Source organism: Silvibacterium dinghuense (assembly GCF_004123295.1).
In the GTDB taxonomy this organism is placed as follows: domain Bacteria; phylum Acidobacteriota; class Terriglobia; order Terriglobales; family Acidobacteriaceae; genus Silvibacterium; species Silvibacterium dinghuense.
This window is the reverse complement of sequence record NZ_SDMK01000001.1, coordinates 184,892-206,849: the sequence shown is the minus strand read 5'-3', so window position 1 is coordinate 206,849 and position 21,958 is coordinate 184,892. Positions and strand designations below refer to the sequence as shown.

The following is a 21,958-nucleotide window of genomic DNA, read 5'->3' as shown; positions in this document are numbered from 1 at the left end:
TGAGGCAGCCATGCTCAGTGTAAGCCCGCAGGGCTGCGTCGCGCAGAGGCGACTATTCTGATATCACATTGCGGGAGAATGGCTTAGTGCTGGGCGTCCGAGTCTGCGGCGGCGCTGCCATACTCCTTCAGCTTGTTGTGCAGCGTCTTCAGGCTGATACCCAGCTTCTCGGCAGCGCGGGTCTTGTTATTGCTGGTGGCTTCGAGCGTTTTGAGGATCAGCATCTGCTCGGCTTCGTCCACCGTCGCGCCGACACGCAACTGGATGGCATCTTCCGCGATCTCGCCCGCGGGTCGGGCTGCGCGCGTGCCAAAGCCAGGCGGCAGATGCTTCGCCTCGAGCTGGTCTCCCAGAGAGAGCACCACGGCGCGTTCGATGGTATTGCGCAGCTCGCGCACGTTACCCGGCCAGTCGTAGCTCATCAGGCGTGAAAGCATTTCGCCATCGATGCCATTGACACGCCGGTCATGCTTGCGGCCCATATCCTCAAGCATCGCGTCCACGATTGCCGGAATATCTTCCTTATGCTCGCGCAGGGGAGGCATATGGATATTAAAGACATTCAGGCGATAGAAGAGATCCCCGCGCAGGTGTCCGTCGGCAACTGCCGTTTCCGGCTGCTTGTTCGTGGCGGCCAGCACACGCACGTCTACCGGAGCCTCGATCTTGCTGCCCAGCCGGCGCAGCTTCCGCTCCTCGAGCACGCGCAGCAGCTTGGCCTGTGTTCCGATCGGCATTTCGCCAATTTCGTCCAGCAGCAGCGTGCCTTCCTCGGCCAGCTCAAAACAGCCGGCCCGGCGTTCCACCGCGCCGGTAAATGCGCCTTTTTCGTGGCCGAAGATCTCGCTCTCGATGAGGGTTTCCGGAATGGCCGCGCAGTTCACAGCGACGAATGGCTTGGTCTTCCGCGGGCTCAGCTCATGCAGCGTCCGTGCCACCAGTTCCTTGCCCGTGCCGCTCTCGCCGGTGATCAGCACCGAGACATTCGACGGTGCTACCCGCTCGATCAGAGCGAAGACCTCCTGCATCTTCTTCGACGAGCCCACCAGCGGTCCCAGCACGCCGGTATCGCGTAGTTTGCGGCGCGTCACTTCGAGCTCACGCTCGGTTTCGCGCTGTCGCGTGGCATTTTGCAGGATAGTCCGCAGGCGTGTCGGATCGACGGGCTTCTGCAGAAAGTCGTAGGCGCCCATCTTCATGGCTTCGACCGCCAGCTCAATGGAGCCCTGGGCAGTGAGTACGACCACCGCCTGTTGCTCTTTCAGGTCATGCAGCCGCGAGAGCAGCTCGAGGCCGTCCATCCGCGGCATTTTCAGGTCGGTGACCACAATGCCAGGCTGCCAGGCCTGGATGCGCTCGATCGCCTCGAGGCCGTCGCGCGCAGTGTCGGTGCGATAGCCCCAGCCGGAAACCAGCTCCGCAAGGCCCATCAGGGCATGCGGTTCATCTTCGACAATCAGGACTTTCTCTTGGTTGACCATAGAGTACTGAGGGGGCACTCTCTCTTGTATCACGGAGAGAAGCGCTTGGCGCGGCTTTCAAAGCCGCTTCCCATGCGTATGGGATGTATCCTTATCACAGTGATGGACTTCGAGATTTCGCCGACCGATCTGCAACAAATTCTTGCCAGCCATTCCACTCCGGCAGACACTCAAAACTTCGTCCTGCTCGATGTGCGGGAGCCGTGGGAGTTCGAGGCGGCCAGCATCGCAGGCAGTACCCTGATGCCCATGGGAGAGATCCGCTCCCGCTTGCAGGAGCTCGATCCCGAGGCACACATCGTCACCGTCTGCCACCACGGTGTCCGCTCGCTCAATGTCGCACTCTGGCTCCGCCAGCAGGATTTCGAAAACGTGCAGTCGCTGCGCGGCGGCATCGATGCCTGGTCTGCGCAGATCGATTCGGCCGTTCCTCGCTACTAGGGTGTATCGACCTATTCGGGGATGCAGCGTTGCTGGGCCAATTTGCCCCGCAAACCGGAGGGCCGGGGCCGATTTTCCCGCTCTCCTCGTCACTCGTCGCTCGCAGATGTCCAATCTGCGTCGCTCCTCGCTCCTCGATAGCGAAAAAATCGGCTCCCGGCGCTCGCTCCTCGAATAGGTCGATACACCCTAGCTCGCATCCCTATCGAGTTGGGGCGAGCTGGGTGCCCCAACTCTCACTTCTGAGACATGGGAGAGCTTAAACCCCGACGAGAATAACCCACCCCACACAAGCCAACCTCTGGCTTGTATGGGCCACCCAGACTCTTTACTCGCGACCAAAAAGGAGCGGGTGCCGAAGGCGGGTCGCCCTATGCGGAATAGATATACTCGACTGTTGGATTCTTACCCCGCAGGAGTTTTGTCGATGTCCTCTGCCGCTGTCACGTTTGCCCGCGAAAACCAGCCCCGCTTCCTCGAAGAGCTCAAGACGCTGCTGCGCATCCCGTCGATTTCCACGCTGCCCGAGCATGCGAAGGATGTGGCAGCCGCTGCGAACTGGCTTGCGGCTGAGCTGAAGCGCATCGGCATGGAGAACGTCGAGATCATTCCCACCTCGGGTCATCCGCTGGTCTATGCCGACTGGCTCCATGCAGCAGGCAAGCCTGCCGTTCTCTGCTACGGACATTACGATGTGCAGCCGCCCGACCCGCTCGATGAGTGGACGACCCCGCCCTTTGAGCCCACCGAGCGCAACGGCAACCTCTATGCGCGTGGTGCCGTCGACGACAAAGGCCAGATGATGATGCACGTTAAAGCGCTCGAGTCGCTCTTTGCGGCGAACGGCGGCAAGCTGCCCATCAATGTGCGTGTCATCCTCGAAGGCGAGGAGGAGGTGGGCGGAGAAGGCATTGCCGCATTCGTGCGTGAGCATGGCGATCGCCTCAAGGCGGATTTCGCCCTGGTTTCCGATACGGAGATGTTCGCCCCTGAGCTGCCTACTCTCTGCGTCGGCCTGCGCGGCATGATTTACACCGAGATCGAGGCTCGCGGTGCGAAGACGGACCTGCACTCCGGCATGTATGGCGGTGCTGCCCCCAATCCCTTTGTTGCGCTTGCGCAGATTATCGCCCAGCTCAAGGACTCCGCCGGCCGCATCCTCATTCCCGGCTTCTACGACGCGGTGAAGGCGCCGAGTTCCGATGAGCTCAAGGCCTGGGCCTCGCTGCCCTTCGATGAAGAGGCTTACCGCGAGCATGAAGTCGGCTCACCGCAGCTCACGGGCGAGCCCGGTTTTTCCGTCCTCGAGCGCACCTGGGCGCGGCCCACGCTTGATGTCCATGGCATGCCCGGAGGTTTCACCGGCGCCGGCGCGAAGACCGTGATCCCCGCGAAAGCCGTGGCCAAGGTCTCCATGCGCCTTGTGCCAGACCAGACCCCGCAACAGGCCTTTGCTCAATACAAGGCTTATGTGGAGTCGCTGAAGCCGAAGGGGATCGAGCTCGATGTACGCATGATTCACTCCGGTGATCCCATCGTCATCGGTACCGATAACCCCTATATCGAAGCGGCCCGCGAGGCCATGCACCAGGTCTGGAACAAGGACACGGTCTTCGTGCGCGGCGGCGGCTCGATTCCCATCGTCGGCGATTTTGAGCGTCACCTGAAGATCCCCACCGTGATGATGGGCTTCGGCCTTCCTGACGACAACCTTCACGCGCCGAACGAGAAATTTCACATCGCGAACTACCATCGCGGCATTGAATCGATCATCGTTTTCTTTGAGCGGCTTGGAGCCGCGAAGTAAGCGCACACCTTCACACAGGGAACAGTCATGAGCTACGAACCGAATCCGAAACGCTACGATACGCCTGCCTTTCGCCGCTGCGGACACTCCGGCCTTCTTCTGCCGCCCATCTCTCTGGGCCTGTGGCAGAACTTCGGTGGCGCCGATGTCTTTGAGACCGGCCGCGCCATCCTGCGCCGTGCCTTCGATCGTGGCGTCACGCACTTCGACCTCGCCAACAACTATGGTCCGCCTTATGGCTCGGCCGAGGAGAATTTCGGCGAGATTCTTCGCAAGGACTTCCGTCCCTATCGCAATGAGCTCGTCATTTCGACCAAGGCCGGCTGGGACATGTGGCCCGGTCCGTATGGCATCGGCGGCTCGCGCAAATACCTGCGGGCTTCGCTCGATGACAGCCTGAAGCGCATGGGGCTCGATTATGTCGATATCTTCTACTCGCATCGTCCCAGCCCGGAGACGCCGCTTGAGGAGACGATGCGTGCCCTTGCCGACGCGGTTCGCCAGGGCAAGGCGCTTTACGTCGGCATCTCGTCTTATAGCCCGGAGGCCACCCGCGAGGCTGCAGCCATCCTCGAGAACGAAGGTGTGCACCTGCTGATCCATCAGCCCTCCTATTCCATGCTCAACCGCTGGATCGAAGAGGATCTGCTCGGCACACTCGATGAGCTGGGCGTCGGCTGCATTGCATTCTCTCCGCTCGCGCAAGGGCTGCTCACGGATAAGTACCTCAAGGGGGTGCCGCAGAACTCCCGCGCCACCGCAGCCGGCTCGTTTCAGAAGGGATTCCTGAACGCCGAAAACCTCAAGCGCGTTCGCGCCCTCAACAATATCGCAAAGAAGCGCGGCCAGAGCCTCGCGCAGATGGCTATCGCCTGGACGCTACGCGATCCGCGCGTGACCTCGGCGCTGATCGGCGCGCGCAATGTCGAGCAGCTCGACAACTCGCTTGATGCGTTGAAGAAGCTGAAGTTCACCGATACTGAACTAAAAGAGATCGATCGCCACGCGAAGGATGCGGAGATCGATATCTGGAAGGGTGCCCGCGAGGGCACGGCCTAAGCATGCGCGGCTTTGTCCTGGCCGGCGGCCAAAGCCGCCGCATGGGGCAGGACAAGGCCCTGCTTCCGTGGCAGGGACGCGCGCTCATCGAGCACTCGCTGGCGAAGTTCGAGGCCATGGGCATTTCCGCGCAGATTCTCGGCAGCCGTCCCGATCTTGCGGCATTTGCCCCGATCATTCCCGATCGTTTCCCCGGACACGGACCGCTTGGCGGTATCGAGTCCGCGCTGGCCGGCACGGACGCGGAGCTCAACCTCTTTCTCGCTGTCGATGTGCCTTGCGTGCCCGTGGATTTTTTGAAGTGGCTGGTAGAGCGCGCCGAAATGACGCGTGCGGGCGCGACCATCCCCAGTGCCGGAGGCCGGCTGCATCCTCTCTGTGCGGTATATCACCGCGGGCTGCACCCGTATCTCCGTACTGCGCTCGAAGCCGGCGATGCGAAGGTACAACATGTGATCCCGCAGGCTGCGGCCAGCGCCGGTCTTCGTGTGGATGATTTCGATATCGAGTCGATTGCCGCTACGGGTGCATGGCTTGAAACTGCGGGGAAGGTTCCGCTCCATCGCTGGCTTGAGAACTGGAACACCCCGCAGCAGTTTGCCCATGGAACTGCCGGTTTGTCCGGCAGGAGTCTGGCTGGCTCTAGTTCAGCGGCTGCTTCTTCGCCGAGGGGGTGAATTTGCGCAGTACGAACTCCTGGATCACGCCATTGGCCATGTTTGCCGCCAGGTTGACTCCGAAGGTTGAAATCACCAGTCCTGCACCGCGGTCGCGCTCGGGGTAATACGTCTCGGCCAGCGCGCCCGAGATGAGAAAGCCGCCCATGCTCGAATAGTTCACCTGCATCTTGCCGTTATCGCCATGGCAGAGGAAGGCGCTGGTAAGCGCATGCATCAGGCGTGACTTGGTCGACCCCTCACCCTGGTAGTAGTAGCGGGGATCCTGGTGCAGCAGGGAAGGAAGCACGGCGCCGCCGAAGAAGATATCGGTGAAGCCGTTGGCGTAGTTTGCCCCAACGCGCTGCCCGAACCCTGCCCATCCCTGCTGATAGTGCGGCGTATCCGCTGCCTGGTCGACGGCCGAGATGAATCCCACGCCGAGGAACGTAACCGGATTGCGTTCGGTGGCCATTGCCAGCTGAAACTTCAGCTTCGCGCTCAGGGGCACCGGGTGCTTGTCATACACCGTATAGAAGTTGGGGATGAAGCCCAGCACCTTCTGCTGTTCCGCCACGTGGACTTCCTGTTCTGCGATGGCGTTGGTGTCGAGCGTCGCGGTCACCGTCGTCACGGCAGCTGCAACGTTCATGCGGATGCCGGTAATCTCAAAATACTGGCCGGGCGTCAGCGTGATCTCCTGAGATTTCCACTGCGTAAATCCAGGAGCATCGATGGCCAGGTGATAGATCACGCCGGGATGCAGTCCGGCCTGCGAGAAAAAGCCGGTATCGTTGGCCGTGAGCATGTGATGCTCGTCGCCGCCGTCAATCACGACTGCTGCCTGAGGAATCACATCTCCGCGGATATCGGTAACGGTGCCTACCAGGGTGCCGGTCTGCGGATCAGGAGCCGCAACCTGTTGCGCAGGAGCGTATACAACGAGCGCACAGAAAATCAAAGCTATAGCAAACGAGCGAATGCGCATCGTGATGGAAGGTGCTCCTCATGACAGAAAAATATTCGTTATGTAAGACTCACTAACCCCCCGGTCTGGTGCAGAATTTTGCCGGAAATAGCCATGAAACAAATCTTTTGGCCAGAAAAACAGGGCACGGAGTAGCTATTCGGTCACAAAATCTGCATCTACGGTTGTTTATCCACGAATTTTGGCTTTTGCCGTAATCTGATGAGAGGAGTGGAATCTTTGTCGAATCAGGCTGATGAATCCGGGACATCACAGAATGATTTGCCCGTGATTGAGGCAATTCTGCCCAGCGGCGCCGCAGAGTCAGATTCTGTTTCCGGCAGAGAAGCCACTGGCCCGTCGGGTGAGATCGCCCCCTATGTCGCCTTCGAGCATGTCTCCAAGTCCTTCGGTAGCCTCACCGTCCTCGATGACGTGAGTTTCTTTGTGAATCCCGGGGAAACACTTTGCATCCTGGGCCGCAGCGGTGTCGGCAAATCGGTCTCGCTCCAGCAGATCATGGGGTTTCTCAAGCCCGATTCCGGCCGTATCGTGGTCGCGGGAGAAGACCTCTGCGGCTATACCGAGGAGCAGATGCAGCTGGTGCGCCGCAAGGTCACCATGGTCTTTCAGAACGGTGCGCTTTTCGACTCGCTCAGCGTCGGCGAGAATGTGGCCTTCCCGCTGCGCGAACGCCGCGAACTGGCCGAGGACCAGATCCTGCAGATCGTGAACGGCCTGCTCGATATGGTGGGCGTCTCGGGGATGAGCGATCTGCTGCCCTCCGATCTCTCGACCGGCATGAAGCGCTCGGTCGCCATCGCTCGTGCGCTTTCGGCGCAGCCCGAAGCCATTCTCTACGACGAGCCGACGACCATGGTCGATCCGCTCATTGGCCGCCTGCTCGGCGACCTCATCCAGAAGCTCAAGCACCAACTCCGCCTCACCAGCATTGTTGTTACCCACGACATGCGTTTTGCCGAGCGTCTTGCCGACCGCGTGCTCTTTCTGCACCAGGGCAAGGCCCACTTTTTCGGAACCATGGAGGAGATGAAAGCGTCCGACGACGAAATTCTCCGCCAGTTCCTCGAACTCGACGCCCTGGTGCTCCCAAGGGTCTAGCTTTTTCTTTCATGTCCGATACCATCGCAACTGCAAAAGACTTCATCGGCACCTGGCGCCTGATCGACTACGCCTTCATCCACGACGACGGGATCGTCGAAAAGCCGTGGGGCACGGACCTGCGCGGCTATCTCATCTACACCGCCGAGGGCTACATGAGCGGCAACCTCGGGCCCGCGCGCCGCAAGCGCGGGGTGATCGAGCGCATCAGCCCCGATCCCACCACGGATCGCCCACGCCGCAACCGCAACTACATTGCCTACACCGGCCGCTTTACCGTCGAGGGTTCGAAGGTGATTCATCACGTCGAGGCCAGCCTTTTCCCGCACTGGGTCGGGCGTCCCGAGGTGCGCGAGTACAGGTTCGAAGGCGACCGGCTTACGCTGCGTACAGAGCCGCTGCGCGCCGGCCGTCACACCATGGTCGCGCAGTTGCTCTGGGAGCGGGTCCGCGGCCATATCTGAACGCCTTGCGCGTGCATCGATAAGCCGTCGATTTTTCTCTGGCAAAGATCCCGCCCCATGCGCTAAAGTGCGCGGCGATGCTGCCTGTTCCGGACAATGCGAGGAGTTGGATACGTCCCGCAGTTCAGATTGCTGCTGCCGGGCTCGGCGCTTCCGCGGGCAAATTCGTCGAGAAGTATGCCGAGAAATATGGCGAAAGTGCCGCTGAGAAGATCCTGGATCTCGGCGAGGATTCCGTTCTCGACAAGCTCAAAGACCCCGCCCTCCATCTCGACGATCTCTATCGCCAGACGCTGCGCGTGAGCCTGCAACAGCTTGCCGGGCAGAGGAAAGACGACGAAGATCGCAGCTGGTTTCAGAACTGGGAGACGAGCCTTGCTGCCCCGCAGCCGCTCGCGCTGGATGCTGTGCCGTCCGGTCAGTATCGCCAGCTGGACGATGTTTTCTGCCGCACCATGATCCGCATCGACGCTGAAGGTGCGGCTATCGGAGCAGGCGGTAAGGCATCGATCACACTTACGCTGCGTGAGCTGCCTGTATCGCTGCGCGCAGCTTTGCTGGAAAGTATGCCGGCGCTCCTCGACCAGAACTTTCGCGCGCTCATCATTACTCCAGCCTACGAGCAGGCGTGGAAAAGCAGTCAGCTCATCTTTCAGGAGGGGGTACAGGACAAGCTCGAACAGATTGGGAATGACGCTGCTGCTACGCGGCAGCTGCTCGAGTCCTTCCTCCAGCAGCAATCCGGCGCGTCTGAAGAGAAAAAGCGTCTGGAGGCCGAGCTCGCCAGCCTTCGTGCTCAGCTGCTGGATGCAGACAAATCACAGCAGACCGCCACGCTCGTGAGCCTGCTGTCCATTCACGACTTTGCCGGGGCCCTTCATCTCAAAAACGACAAGATTACGCAGGACCGCAGCAAGCTGCAGCAGGGAAGTGTGAAGCCGGAAGAGCTTGCGCACGATCTTTTCGAACTCGGCATGATCCACGAGCTGCAGCGCGACTGGCTGAAGGCGCGCGACGCCTATGGAGAAGCCTGGCAGCTTGATCCGTCGTGCGGGCATGGCTTCAAATACGCCTACGCTTCGCAGACGCTCCATGACGATCGGACTGCCATCGAGATCTACGAGAAGATTGCCGATATGCCGGCTTCGTCGCCCGAGCGTGCTCCTCTGTTTACCAACCTCGGCATCCTCTATGCGCGTCAAGGCCGCAGCGCTGCTGCGGAAAAGGCGTATCTCAAAGCCATCGATCTCTATCGTGCGCTCGCCAGTCAGCAGCCCGATGCCTATCTTGCTGCGCTGAGCGGAACCTATGGTGATCTGGCCCAGCTGTACGGAAGTACCGGCGAGAGTGCGCAGAAAATCGACGAGATCTATCGTCTGGCCCTCGATCCGCTGCTTGAGGCAGGCAAGGCTGCTCCGCTGCTCTGGTTGCCGCAGATCGCCGAAATCTATACCGGAATTGGTTTTTACAAGGCTCGCATCGGCGACGACTCCGGTGCCGCATGGAGCTATCGCAAGGCTCTTGGAGCTTATAACGAAATACGCAGCCGCGGGGGTACGGCCGATATCGGCAAGCTCGCGGTGACACTGGCTCAGTTTGCCACGCTCGAAACCCGCCTCGATCCAGCTGCGGCAGGGGAAGACTATGAGTCGGCGATCGCTGTTCTAAGAGTTCTTACAGATAAGGCAAATGCCGCTATTTATGGCCCTCTGCTGATTGAGGCGTTGTATAGCCGCGCGCAGTGGCTGGCCGTGAACGGTCAGACCAGGGAGGCGGTTGCCGACTATCGCGAGGCCTTGAGCCTGTATCCCCATGACCTTGCCGCGATCGCGACGCCGGATGCCCGGCATCTGGCCGAAGCGCTGGACGCTCTCGGCGCGCTGCTTGCCGCTCAGAAAGACTGGCCTAACGCGGAAAAAATCTTCGATCGAGCTGTCACCGTGCGCACCGATCTTGCCCTTCGCGCCTCTCAGGCGCCGGATGCCGCCGCAGTGACCAGTCTCCTCAACCGGGCAAAGATGCGCGCTGCCGCCGGTCGTTTCTCCGATGCTTGGACGGACTGTGTCGAAGCTGGGCGCCAGATCGAGCCACTTTGGCGGGCCGATCCGCTGGCATGTGGCGATCTCCGCGCCCTCATATGCATCCTTCAGGCAGGTGTCGGCTCTCGTTTGCCCGATCAGCGAAAGGATCAGCTCTGTATGCTCGCCCAGGATGCTCTTGCCTGCGCCAGAGAAGCTGCGACAAGAGCAAAGGCCCAAACGATTGTGAACCAGCTTTGCGGTCCTAACGCCTCTCCTGCGCCAAATTCCTGAGCCTGACGCTTTTTCTCCTGCATCCAATCGAGCAGCTATCATATAGAGGTGTGGACGGCATCGGGCTCTGCCTGCCCGGAACGGCTGTCCGCATACCGTACAGCCTGTCGCTGATCAGACTACAACCGAGATATTTTCCGGAGACTACAAGCCTCGATGACCGCCTCGCTCTCCCATGCCGGCCGCCACCCCAGATGGATTCTCGTCCTTCTCGGCGCTCTCTGCGTGGTTACGCCTTTTGCCATCGACATGTATCTCCCCGCGTTCTCGCATATCGCCCGCGAGTTCCATACCGAGACACACTCTATCTCCCTCTCGCTTTCGAGTTACTTCATCGGTTTTGCCATCGGCCAGCTTTTCTATGGCCCGTTGCTCGATCGCTTCGGCCGCAAGCGCCCGCTCTATTTCGGCCTCATCGTTTACGTCGCCTGCTCTATCGGCTGCGCGAAGGCGCCCACCCTGCATGCCTTTGTAGCGCTGCGTACGCTGGAGGCCCTCGGCGGATGCGCCGCGCAGGTCGCGGCGATTGCCATGGTCCGCGACTTCTTTCCGGTTGAGCAGAGCGCCCGCGTTTTCTCGCTTCTTTTTCTCATGATCGGAGCCTCGCCGCTGCTCGCGCCTACCATCGGGAGCGCGCTCATGTCTGGTCTTGGCTGGCGCTGGATCTTCGTCGTCCTTGCCGCCATGGCATTTGTCATCCTGGTGGTTACATTCTTCCTGCTGCCGGAAGGTCATCAGCCGGATGCTTCCGTTTCGCTGCGCCTTGCGCCGATCCTGGGAAATTTCTGGACGATCTTCGCCACACCGCAGTTCCTCGTTTACACTCTTGCGGGAGCGTTCTCCTTTGCCGGCCTCTTCACCTTTGTCGCAGGCTCACCGGTTGTTTTTATGGACGGCTTCCATATGGGCACCAAGGGTTTCGGCATTACCTTCGCCGTGCTGGTGATGGGCTTCATCGGTGGCAACAATCTGAATGTTTTCCTGCTGAAAAAGTTCAACAGCCAGCAGATCTTTCTCGCAGCGCTTACCGCACAGGCCATCCTCGGCAGTGCATTTCTCGTCGGGGCGCTTGCCCACCTGCTCGATCTACGCGGCATGATGGTGCTCTTCTTCCTCTATCTCACCTGCATCGGTTTCACTTATCCGAATGGAGCAGCCATCGCGCTTGCGCCCTTCTCGCGCGATGCGGGCAGTGCCTCGGCCATGTTCGGCTCCGTGCAGACTGGTATCGGCGCCATCATCTCCATGAGCATCGGCTTTCTCGGTGCGCAGGCAGTGATCGCCATCATGGCGGGTACGGCAGTCTCCGCATTGCTGATGCTGCTGATCGGCCGCCGGGTCGTGGGTGAGACGGTCGTCAGCGAGGACGGGGCGGTCGCCATCGCGCATTAGCGCCCCTTCGCCCCTCCCGTTGCTACACTGGAGGGGTGAAGATCGCGCTTGCCCAGATCAATCCCACCGTCGGAGACTTCGACGGCAACAGCCGCAAAATCCTGGAATTCGCGGCGCGTGCGGCTGAAGGCGGAGCCGAACTCGTACTCTTTCCTGAGCTCTCTGTCTGCGGCTATCCGCCTGCCGATCTGCTGGAGAAGCCGGCCTTTCTCACCCGCGCCGGGCAGGTCGTTGAGGAGATTGCGACGAAGACCGCCGGCCTGGGCATTGCCGTCGTTGTGGGATATCCCACTCCCGCTCCTCATGGCAGTGGTAAGCATGTCTCGAACTCGGCGGCGCTGCTGCGCAACGGGCACATCGAATTTGTCCAGACGAAGATGCTGCTTCCGTTCTATGACGTCTTCGACGAGCAGCGCTACTTCGCGCCTGCTGAAAAGCAGCGGCTCTTCTGTTTCGAAGGGCAGGACATTGCGCTGACCATCTGCGAAGACGCCTGGAACGACAAGAGTTTCTGGGAAAACCGCCTCTACAAGGTCGATCCCATCGATGAGCTGATGCGCGCCGGCGGCCGTCTCATTCTCAATATCTCGTCCTCACCCTATTGGCAGGGCAAGCGCGAGACCCGCCGCAGGATGCTCTCCGCGATCGCGAAGCGCCATAAGGCCCCGGTACTGCTGGTGAACCAGGTCGGCGGCAATGACAGCCTGGTCTTCGATGGTTCGAGTCTGGCCATCGGCCCCGATGGTGAACTGATTGCACAGGCAAAATCTTTCGAAGAAGATTTGCTCTTCGTGGATCTTTCTGCACCGCACGCACAGCCTGCTCCGATTTCAGAGAATGAGCACGAGGCCATCTACAAGGCACTCGTTCTGGGCACACGCGATTACGTCGGCAAGTGCGGTTTTTCGAAAGCCATCATCGGCCTCAGCGGCGGTATCGATTCTGCTCTTGTTGCCGCCATTGCTGTCGACGCGCTGGGTGCCGAGAATGTGCTGACCATAGGCATGCCCAGCCCTTATTCTTCGCAGGGCTCGATTGACGATAGCCGCCGGCTTGCCGCCAACCTCGGCATTCGCTATGAGGTGCTCGGCATTTCGCAGCTCTTCGAGGATTTTCAGCAGACGCTCGCTCCGATGTTCGCCGGTCTCAAGCCCGACATCACCGAGGAGAACATCCAGTCGCGCATCCGCGGCAACCTGCTCATGGCCCTCTCCAACAAGTTCAATGCGCTGGTGCTCACGACCGGGAACAAGAGCGAGATGTCTACCGGCTATTGCACGCTCTACGGAGACATGGTCGGAGCGCTCGCCGTCATCGGCGACGTGGTGAAGACCGAGGTCTACGAGCTCTGCCGCTGGATCAACCGCAATGGCGAAGTCATTCCCTGGGCCATCCTGGAGAAGCCACCTTCCGCCGAACTGCGACCCGATCAGAAAGACACCGACTCTCTGCCTCCCTACGAGGTGCTTGATCCGATTCTTGAGGCCTACGTCGAGCGCTATGAAACGGCAGAGGCCATTGCTGCCTCGCAGCATGTCGATCTCGAGCTGGTGCGCCGTGTCGTGAAGCTCGTCGAACGCAGCGAGTACAAGCGCCAGCAGGCGGCGCCGGTGCTCAAGGTCACCTCCAAGGCATTCGGCATGGGGCGCCGTTTCCCCATTGCTGTCAAAGTTCAGGTATAAGCAAGTTGGGAATACCCACGGGAAACGAGGATTTCATGCAGTCTGCCCTTCGCTCGGCCAGCCGCCGGGTCTCTGCCGTGATTCTGGCCGCCACGCTCTCGACCGCTGCTCTTGCATTTGCGCAGGATGCACAGCCATCCGCTCCTGGAGAGCCGCAGTTTCCGCTGGCGAATGCGGCGAACTTCACTGCTGCCTCACCGACCAAGGCCGAAGTCAATGCCTTCCTCAATGTCTCCTGGGGCTATGACAAGGACCGCGTCTGGAACGTCTACGCTATCGAGAAGACGCAGGCGGCCGGCATCAGCAGGGTGGTCGTACAGGTAGCGCAGAAGAGCAATCCGCAACAGATTTCGCCGCTCTCGTTCTTTGTCACGTCAGATGGCAAGCACCTCATCACGAATGAGATTCTGCCTTTCGGTGCTCATCCCTATGTTGAGACGCGTCATCTGCTAACCGAGCGCGCCAACGGCCCCAGTCGTGGAGCTGCCGCGAAGACTCACGAAATCGTCGAGTTTGCCGACTTCGAGTGCCCACACTGCAAGGCGATTCAACCCATCATGGAGCGCTTGGTGCAGGACTTCCCGCAGGTCCACTTCGTCTTTGAAAACTTCCCGCTGACTTCCATCCACAGCGAAGCGGAAAAGGCTGCGCTCTATAGTGTGTGTGTGGCGAAGCAGGGCGGAGATGCGGCTTTCTACAAGTTTGCCGACGCGGCCTTCGAAAACCAGAACGGTCTCACACCGGAATCCTCTGACGCTACGCTTGGCGATGCGGTGACCAAGGCTGGGCTCGACCCTGCCAAGATCGGTTCCTGCTCGTATACCGCTGAGGCCAAGAGTGCGGTTGCGGCTTCGATCGCGCTCGCGCACGATCTGCAGATCGACGAGACTCCGACGGTATATATCGATGGCCGTCCCATTCCCGTCGGCGAAGTGGCCAACAACCAGCTGCCCTATGAAAAGCTGAAAGACATTGTCGCCTTCCAGATGCAGATCGAACCGTAGTGTCTGGGCATCTCCATTGTAAAAACGGCCGCCGGAGCAATTCTCCTGGCGGCCGTTTTTGTTGCTGATAGTGGTTTTGTTCTCAGGGAACACTGACCGTGATCGGACCGGCATCCTGCTCCTTACGCACATAGATGCGATAGCCGAAGGGTTTCGTGCCTTCACCGGCCCATAGCAGCCGGTGCGGGGGGACGCGGTCGGCGTAGAGAGCGTAATGGGCGCTTAGGTAGTCTGCGAACTGAGGCCAGTCACGCAGCTCGTCGTAGTGATAGGTCATTTCTCCCAGCCCGCACTCGTGGCTGGTTACGACGAAGGCGCGAGGTGGGTGCTCCCGGATTTCATCCAGGAATCGTCCCCGGTATGCCTCGCCGGTTGCATTCTGCTCTGGAGAGAGCAGGTAGCAGTCGTAGAGAAAGCCGGTGCTCTGGACCAGATTCATGCGGTAGAGTGCGTTGAGGCAGCCTGCGGCCACATCCAGGCACTGTACCTGATGGTTGAGCTGTTGCCCGCCAAGCTGGGTCAGGTCGGCGCGCAGCATGGTGTCGAACTCCTGGTTATGCCAGTCATAGCGTATGGCGTGTCGCAGGGAGCCGAGACCAGTTACCAGCAAGCCAAAAACTAACCCTGCCACACTCAGAGTTGCGAAGACTTTGCCGCGCGCCTTGGTTGGCTCCCGCAGTGCCATGGTGAAGTCGAGCGCGATCATCAGCAGCAGCAGCGATTCCATCGGATAGCGATGGTAGGGGTATCCTTTGCCCTGCGCATAGAAGGAGAGCGCCCCGAAGAGCACGCCAAGCAGCAATGCTGCACCCTCCCAGGTCCGCCAGAAACGGCGGTGGATCGCAACCGGAAGCCAGAGCAGCACCAGCGGCAGCGTCACGGAGGAGATCGCATTCTTGAGCAGGTATCCGGCGCTTTGACGCCGCAGACCCGCATGCTCCGGGATCAACTGAAAGAGAATGACGGAGAAGTCATGCAGCGCATGCTCATGCGCCAGCCAGCCTAGTGCAAGAAGCCATGGCAGCACGAAAGCCACACCGCCGGCGAGAATAAACCGCACCCACGGCTGTCCGCGCCGGTGCAGAGTGAAGGCTGCACCGGCAAGGAGTGCCGCTCCGAGTGCGAGAGGAAACGGCTTAATGGTTGCCGCCATGCCGGCCAGCAGGCCGAAGAGCAGGAAGCCCGGCAGGCGCATCGTCTCTGACCGCATCGCTCGGAAAAGGCAGGCATAGGCCAGCAGCAGCAGGGCCGCAATCTCCAGGTCGCGTTGCCCTAGGTCGATGAGTCCATCGCGGCCATGCAGCAGGAGAAAGAGCACTCCGGCGAACAGCCCGGCCAGCGCATCATAGGGCAGGGAAATGACGATCATGGCCGCCGTGATCACGGCGCAAAGCCCCAGGTCGAAGAGTCTCCAGGCCAGCGAGCCGCCTCCGAAGAGGTGCATCACCGCTGCCTCGAGCGCATAAGTGCCGGGCAGGTTGATATCCACGATGTCGCGGTAGGGCGCCAGGCCGTGATCCATCAGGAAGACGACATAGTGCATCAGCGGCGCATCGCCCACCAGAGGCCAGTGCCAGGTGCGAAGTACGAAAACAATGGCCAGCGCTGCCAGGCACAATCCGAGCGCTGCCCGGATAAGCAATCTCCAGGTCTTGATAACTGTCTGCTCCGGTCTTCAGGATAAGGTACAGATTGGACAGGCAATGCGCTGGAGGAGGCTGCCGGAATTTTTCCCGGTCCGGGCCTTTCCCCGGGGTCGGATGTGAATCTCAGGAAGGGAAGCAGATGCCGTGCTGGGAGGCAGGAGCGATATGCGTCGGAGGTGGCTGGAAGGGATGCATGGGATGGAGCGAAAAATCATCGGTGTGGCAATCGCCGGGCTGCTGCTCTGTGCGCCGTATGTCCATGCGCAGGACAATGACGACGGCTCCGTCGACAAGGCGCACCGAATTCTGGAACTCACCAACCAGGATCGAGCCGAGCATGGCTTGCAGCCGCTGATCTGGGACGATGCGCTGGCTCAAGCGGCACAGGCGCATACCGACCGCATGGCGCAGGAAAAGTCGCTTTCGCATCAGTACCCTGGTGAGCCTCCCATTACGGATCGCGCCTCACAGGCCGGCGCTCGTTTTCAGGCCATCGCTGAAAATACCGCCATGGGCGGCGACGCTCGGGCCATCGAAAAAGAGTGGATGAACTCCACGCCGCACCGCACGAACATCCTCGATCCGCAGATGGACCACATTGGCATCGGGGTAGCGGAGAAAGGAGGCTATCTCTTCGCCACCGAAGATTTCAGCCGTGCGGCTGAGATACTCACCACGGCTCAGGTGGAGGATAAGGTTGCCGCGCTTCTCAAGGCGCAGAATATCGATGCCTCCATGGCGCACGACGACGCCGAGAAAGCCTGCGCCGGGCAAGGAGCGATACCGGCGGGTAGTCCGATCCGTTCCATTGTCCGCTTCCAGACCACGGATCTGAGCCAGCTGCCGTCGCAGGTCGCGACCCGGCTCGGCAGCGGACAATATACGCGGGCAGCGGTCGGCGCCTGTCCGCCCACCCCGCAGCCCGGAAACTTCACCAGTTATCGAGTGGCGATTTTGCTGTACTGATTTTCCGGGGAACGCATCTTTTCCCGGGAGCATGGGTTCATACCTTCGTCCGTCTACCCATGAAAGAGGGGATGCAGAGCGCCAGGCAGGTTTCGCTTGACCGCATCCGCGCATGCCTCCTATCCTGCGACGGAGACTCAGCATCGTAACGCTTCAAGAGAAGACACGCCGGTTGAGACCGGCATCCAAGCTACCCTGGGCTACTTCTCCCTCTGCTCAGGGTCCGCAATACCATCATCTGGAGAACTGTATTGATGTTTTTGCGCCGTACGCTCTGTTTCCTTGCCTGTGCAGTGATAGCGCTGCCGGGGTTGCTCCCGCATCCGGCTCTCCTTGCCCAGGAGCGGCTTGATGACAGGGATTTGGAGCACATTATGAAGAACCTGCACGATGATTCCAAAGACTTTCGGCAGGCCTTCGACAACTCTGTGCACAAGAGCTCCATCCGTAATACCGGCCAGGAAAAGAACGCCCGCTTTCTCGCGGAGCAGTTCGAAAACCAGGTCGACGAGATGTACAAGCACTTCAAGGGGTCGAAGAAGGCGGATGCCTATGTCGGCCCGGTCGTGCAGACGGCGGCTCAGCTCGATCAGCTGGTGTATTCGCTGAACATGGACAGCAAAACCACGCTCGCATGGGAGAAGTCCCGCTCCGAGCTGCACCAGGTCGCGGCCTCCTACAACACACCAGAGCCCTATCTGCAGAGCACGTCTTCGTTTGCCGGGGCGACTGCCGATACGCAGTCCTGTGCGGCCTCGATTGGCGCTGCGCCCGCGCAGAAGCTGGTTGACCGCTGCCTCAAGGTCTCGACGGCGACCCACCCGCCCTGCAACGTGCAGAACAGCTGCGCCCTCATGCGGGACGAGATTCGCCGCAGCTGCAACCTGCTGGGCGAAGACGATGCACCGGGATTCTGCAAGGAATACCGCTAACTTCTATCCGCGCAATTGAAGAGAAGTGGAATGCCCCTTCATGCATGGTCATCCTGGCCGATGCACAGATCCTGATCGCGACCAGCGGGAGCGGGTGCCGAAGGCGATTCGCTCCACGCGCAGTGGCCGCGAAGCGATATGCTTCGCGGCCTTTTTTGTTTTCCTGAACAGGATAAGGGTTCTAGTAGCGGTAGTGGTCGGGCTTGAAGGGGCCTTCGACCGCGACGCCCAGGTATTCGGCCTGTTTGGCGGAGAGCGTCGTGAGCTTCACGCCGATTTTCTCCAGGTGCAGGCGGGCAACCTCTTCGTCCAGCTTCTTGGGCAGCACGTAGACCTCGGCCTTGTAGCTGTCTTTGTTCTTCCACAGGTCGATCTGCGCCAGCGTCTGGTTGGCGAAGCTGTTGCTCATCACGAAGCTGGGGTGACCGGTGGCGCAGCCCAGGTTCACCAGGCGGCCTTCGGCCAGCACGAAGATCGAGTGTCCATCGGCAAAGGTGTACTGATCCACCTGGGGCTTGATGTTGATCTTCTTTACATCCTTGGCCTCGTTCAGGCGATCCATCTGGATCTCGTTGTCGAAGTGGCCGATGTTGCAGACGATGGCCTGGTCCTTCATCTTCGCCATGTGCTCGAAGGTGATGATGTCCAGGTTGCCGGTGCAGGTCACATAGATGTCGCCGCGGCCCAGCGTGTCTTCGAGCGTCGTGACTTCGAAGCCTTCCATCGCCGCCTGCAGCGCGTTGATGGGATCGATCTCGGTGACGATGACGCGCGCGCCCATGCCGCGCAGCGAGTGCGCCGAACCCTTGCCTACATCGCCGTAGCCGCAGATGACCGCGATCTTGCCGGCGACCATCACGTCGGTGGCGCGCTTGATGCCGTCGGCCAGCGACTCGCGGCAGCCGTACAGGTTGTCGAACTTCGACTTGGTCACCGAATCGTTGACGTTGATGGCCGGAACCAGCAGCTGGCCCTGCTCCTTCATCTTGTAGAGGCGATGCACGCCGGTCGTGGTCTCTTCCGAGACGCCGCGCCACTCCTTGGCTAGCTTGTGCCAGTGCTGTGGATCTTCTGCATGCACGCGCTTTAGCAGATCCTTGATGACCTGCTCCTCGTGGTTCGAGGAAGGCGTGTTCACCCAGCCGTCGCCGTTCTCGAGCTCGTAACCCTTGTGGATCAGCAGGGTCACGTCGCCGCCGTCATCAACGACGAGCTGAGGTCCGAGGCCGCCCTTGTGCGAGAGCGCCTTGAAGGTGCAATCCCAGTACTCTTCGAGCGTCTCGCCCTTCCAGGCGAAGACCGGCACGCCCGCCTTCGCAATGGCTGCCGCCGCGTGGTCCTGCGTAGAGAAGATGTTGCACGAGGCCCAGCGGACTTCGGCGCCGAGATCGACCAGCGTCTCGATGAGCACGGCCGTCTGGATGGTCATGTGCAGCGATCCGGTGACGCGGACGCCGGCCAGCGGCTTCTCGGCGGCATACTTGCGGCGAATCGACATCAGGCCGGGCATTTCATGCTCGGCAATGGAGATTTCCTTGCGGCCCCAGTCGGCCAGGGACAGGTCCGCAACCTGGAAGTCGGTCGCGTTGGTTTCAAGCGTAGCGGTTGCCATGCAGATCACCTCATATCGTTACATCAAGATATGTTGATATTATCTCAGAAGAGCCATGTCTTCGCTTGTGAAAATTTTGCGGGCCACTGCCGACCCCAACCGCCTGCGTATTCTCCTGCTTTTGGAGAACGAGGAACTCTCTGTGGCTGAACTGCAGGAGATCCTCGTGATGGGCCAGAGCACCATCTCCACGCATCTTGCGCAGCTCCGGCAGGCGGGTTTGGTCGAGGACCGGCGCATCGGTAAATACAGTCTCTATCGGCTGAGCGCGGATGGCAGGACAGGGGTGTTTACCGGACTGCTGGCCGAGGCCCGCGGACAGATTGCCGAGGCTGCGAGCGATGCGGCCGTCGTTCGCAGCGTGGTGCGCAAGCGGCAGGACCGCATGCGCAGCTTCTTCGACGAGGTTGCCGGGCGTTATGGCCGCAATTACGTGCCGGGGAAGAGCTGGAAGGCGATGGCCGAGACGCTGCTGAAACTGATGCCGCCGATGGTGATTGCCGATCTGGGTGCCGGAGAGGGTGCTTTTTCGCTGCTGCTGGCGCAACGGGCTGTAAAAGTGATTGCCGTAGACAACTCCGCCCGCATGATTGAGGTAGGCCGTGAACAGGCGCGAAAAGAGGCCATCACGAATCTGGAATTCCGGCTTGGGGACATGGAAGAGCTGCCCATCGAGAGCGCATCGGTCGATCTGGCTTTCTTCTCGCAGTCATTGCACCATGCACTGCATCCGGAGCGAGCAGTGCTCGAAGCGGCACGTATTCTCCGTCCGGGCGGCCGCATCGCCATCCTCGACCTGGTGAAGCATCGCGTTGAAGAGGCCCGCGAACTTTATGCGGACGAGTGGCTGGGTTTTGCCGAGGCAGAGATCGAAGCCATGCTGGGAGCCGCAGGCTTCGCTGCGGTGCATACGTCGGTCGTCCATCGTGAGAGCGAGCCGCCTCATTTCCAGACACTCCTCGCAGTGGCGGACAAGGTCGGTTGATTCTTCCAGCGTATCCGGATACAGCAAGGACGATCGAAAATGAATACATCCTTCATTCCGCCCCGTTCGTCTCTTCCTGTGTGAGACCTCGGCACTCCTTTTTTCCTTTGCTGCGCTGGATGCTATTCGGCACCGTGATCCTCGCCTGTGTAGCCGGCGCGTTGCCTCTGGCGCATGCGTGGTCATTTCCCGGGCATCATCGTGGCCGGCGCCCGGTCGTTGTGGGATATTTCCCGCAATGGGGGCTCTATGCCGGCAATCCCTACACGGTGAAGGCGATTGTTATCAGCGGCGCGATCCGCCAGCTGGACCAGATCAATTACGCGCAAGGGTTTGTCACCAATGGCCGTTGTTCGGTTGCGGACCCGCGTGCCGATCTGCAGACCGCCTATACCGCGGAGCAGAGCATCAGCGATCATGCCGACGATCCGGCCTCGCCTTTTCGAGGGTATTTCCACCAGATGCAGGAGCTCAAGCACCGCTATTCAAAACTGAAGGTGCTGATCTCGCTCGAAGGCAATCCGAAGGATTTCGCCTTCGATGCGCAACCGGAGAATCGTGCGGCCTTTGTTGCCTCCTGCATCGACACCTTTATTCGGGGCAACTTCGCTCCCGGGATTCATGAGCCCAGGCTTTTTGACGGCTTCGATATCAATTGGGAGTTTCCGCAGGAAGAGGATGCGGCGAACTATCGCGCTTTGCTCGAAGAGTTCCGTCGCCAGATGAATGCGGTGCGCCGCGATCTGCGCCTGTCTGTTGCCGTCGGACACTCGCCTCGCATGCTGCCGGGTACGGATTTCGGTGAAATTGCCAGGATTGTCGACCAGGTGGGCGTGATGAATTATGACTACACCGGTCCCTGGGAGCACAGCACCGGCTTTATTGCGCCGCTCTTTCCCATCCCCGGCGCTCTCCACCATGGCAGCGTGGAGCAGAACATCTCGGAATACAAAGAGGCAGGCGTGCCGCCGGAAAAAATACTCATGGGGCTGCCGTTTTACGGCTATAGCTGGACCAACGTGGTGGATTCCAACGACGGCCTGCACCAGACAGGCAAGCCCATCCACGAGGATCAGCCGTACCACTTTATCCAGGCATTGCTGCCTGAGTTCACCATCCATCGCGACCCGCATTCGCAGGCACCATGGCTCTACGACGGCAAGACCTTCTGGACCTATGAAGACCCGGTCTCGGTGCGTTACAAGGCCAGCTTCGCTGCGAACCAGCATCTCGAGGGCATCATGATCTGGGAGCTCAGCGGCGATACCAGTGACGGCATCCTGCTGCGCACGGCATGGGAAGCTCTGCGCCACCCGCTTGGCCCGGAGGATTTTGTGCAGGCGCCCGTGGAGTCAGAACATCCACAATCGGAGCAGGCTCTCCCTGCTCAGTAACGCCGGGATTCGGATTGCGGCTATCCTGATTGCGTC

General features: G+C 60.3%; 18 protein-coding genes. 14 read left to right on the top strand and 4 right to left on the bottom strand.

Annotation, left to right across the window (positions count from 1 at the left end):
- Positions 1-83 precede the first annotated feature (83 nt).
- On the bottom strand, positions 84-1,481 hold the full coding sequence (locus tag ESZ00_RS00820) for a sigma-54-dependent transcriptional regulator (protein WP_129206280.1): 1,398 nt from the start codon (positions 1,479-1,481) through the stop codon (positions 84-86).
- 72 nt (positions 1,482-1,553) lie between these two features.
- On the opposite strand from ESZ00_RS00820, the gene ESZ00_RS00815 reads away from it, so the two are divergent.
- The 4 genes from ESZ00_RS00815 to mobA all read left to right on the top strand — a co-directional run bounded on the left by ESZ00_RS00815 (position 1,554) and on the right by mobA (position 5,465).
- The gene (locus ESZ00_RS00815; RefSeq protein ID WP_229740862.1) at positions 1,554-1,922 is read left to right on the top strand and encodes a rhodanese-like domain-containing protein; all 369 of its coding nucleotides are present in this window, start codon (positions 1,554-1,556) and stop codon (positions 1,920-1,922) included.
- 427 nt (positions 1,923-2,349) lie between these two features.
- Positions 2,350-3,729 (top strand): dipeptidase, encoded by a 1,380-nt coding sequence (locus ESZ00_RS00810; protein WP_129206279.1) that lies wholly within the window; start codon positions 2,350-2,352, stop codon positions 3,727-3,729.
- A 27-nt stretch (positions 3,730-3,756) separates the two neighbouring features.
- Positions 3,757-4,788 (top strand): L-glyceraldehyde 3-phosphate reductase, encoded by a 1,032-nt coding sequence (gene mgrA, locus ESZ00_RS00805; RefSeq protein WP_129206278.1) that lies wholly within the window; start codon positions 3,757-3,759, stop codon positions 4,786-4,788.
- A gap of 2 nt (positions 4,789-4,790) precedes the next feature.
- Complete coding sequence (gene mobA, locus ESZ00_RS00800; protein WP_129206277.1) at positions 4,791-5,465, top strand: molybdenum cofactor guanylyltransferase; 675 nt, start codon at positions 4,791-4,793, stop codon at positions 5,463-5,465.
- On the opposite strand, the gene ESZ00_RS00795 is transcribed toward mobA, so the two are convergent.
- Entirely contained in the window at positions 5,431-6,432 is a 1,002-nt protein-coding gene (locus ESZ00_RS00795) for a carboxypeptidase-like regulatory domain-containing protein (RefSeq protein WP_129206276.1), read from the bottom strand. The two genes, mobA and ESZ00_RS00795, sit on opposite strands and share 35 nt — an antisense overlap.
- Before the next feature lie 348 nt (positions 6,433-6,780).
- Between ESZ00_RS00795 and ESZ00_RS00790 the strand changes: the two genes are divergently transcribed.
- From ESZ00_RS00790 to ESZ00_RS00765, 6 genes are all read left to right on the top strand, one after another.
- A complete protein-coding gene (locus tag ESZ00_RS00790; protein ID WP_229741076.1) occupies positions 6,781-7,533 on the top strand; it encodes an ABC transporter ATP-binding protein in 753 nt (250 codons plus the stop codon).
- An 11-nt stretch (positions 7,534-7,544) separates the two neighbouring features.
- A complete protein-coding gene (locus tag ESZ00_RS00785; RefSeq protein ID WP_129206274.1) occupies positions 7,545-7,997 on the top strand; it encodes a lipocalin-like domain-containing protein in 453 nt (150 codons plus the stop codon).
- Between the two features lie 77 nt (positions 7,998-8,074).
- Complete coding sequence (locus ESZ00_RS00780) at positions 8,075-10,309, top strand: tetratricopeptide repeat protein (protein ID WP_129206273.1); 2,235 nt, start codon at positions 8,075-8,077, stop codon at positions 10,307-10,309.
- Between the two features lie 156 nt (positions 10,310-10,465).
- Positions 10,466-11,701, top strand: a complete 1,236-nt coding sequence (locus ESZ00_RS00775) for a multidrug effflux MFS transporter (RefSeq protein ID WP_129206272.1) — start codon at positions 10,466-10,468, stop codon at positions 11,699-11,701.
- Between the two features lie 35 nt (positions 11,702-11,736).
- Positions 11,737-13,383 (top strand): NAD+ synthase, encoded by a 1,647-nt coding sequence (locus tag ESZ00_RS00770; RefSeq protein ID WP_129206271.1) that lies wholly within the window; start codon positions 11,737-11,739, stop codon positions 13,381-13,383.
- Positions 13,384-13,418: 35 nt separating this feature from the next.
- Positions 13,419-14,387 (top strand): DsbA family protein, encoded by a 969-nt coding sequence (locus ESZ00_RS00765; RefSeq protein WP_129206270.1) that lies wholly within the window; start codon positions 13,419-13,421, stop codon positions 14,385-14,387.
- 82 nt (positions 14,388-14,469) lie between these two features.
- Here ESZ00_RS00765 and ESZ00_RS00760 read toward each other — a convergent pair whose 3' ends face one another.
- Positions 14,470-16,029: a hypothetical protein gene (locus ESZ00_RS00760; protein ID WP_129206269.1), complete on the bottom strand. Its 1,560-nt coding sequence runs from the start codon at positions 16,027-16,029 to the stop codon at positions 14,470-14,472.
- 202 nt (positions 16,030-16,231) lie between these two features.
- Between ESZ00_RS00760 and ESZ00_RS00755 the strand changes: the two genes are divergently transcribed.
- Positions 16,232-16,999 (top strand): CAP domain-containing protein, encoded by a 768-nt coding sequence (locus ESZ00_RS00755; protein WP_164981269.1) that lies wholly within the window; start codon positions 16,232-16,234, stop codon positions 16,997-16,999.
- A 374-nt stretch (positions 17,000-17,373) separates the two neighbouring features.
- A complete protein-coding gene (locus tag ESZ00_RS00750) occupies positions 17,374-17,931 on the top strand; it encodes a hypothetical protein (RefSeq protein ID WP_129206267.1) in 558 nt (185 codons plus the stop codon).
- Positions 17,932-18,112: 181 nt separating this feature from the next.
- On the opposite strand, the gene ahcY is transcribed toward ESZ00_RS00750, so the two are convergent.
- Complete coding sequence (ahcY, locus tag ESZ00_RS00745; protein WP_129206266.1) at positions 18,113-19,543, bottom strand: adenosylhomocysteinase; 1,431 nt, start codon at positions 19,541-19,543, stop codon at positions 18,113-18,115.
- A 55-nt stretch (positions 19,544-19,598) separates the two neighbouring features.
- Between ahcY and ESZ00_RS00740 the strand changes: the two genes are divergently transcribed.
- On the top strand, positions 19,599-20,528 hold the full coding sequence (locus ESZ00_RS00740) for an ArsR/SmtB family transcription factor (protein WP_129206265.1): 930 nt from the start codon (positions 19,599-19,601) through the stop codon (positions 20,526-20,528).
- A gap of 134 nt (positions 20,529-20,662) precedes the next feature.
- Positions 20,663-21,922, top strand: coding sequence for a glycoside hydrolase family 18 protein (locus ESZ00_RS00735; protein WP_164981268.1), 1,260 nt, complete (start codon positions 20,663-20,665; stop codon positions 21,920-21,922).
- Positions 21,923-21,958 lie beyond the last annotated feature (36 nt).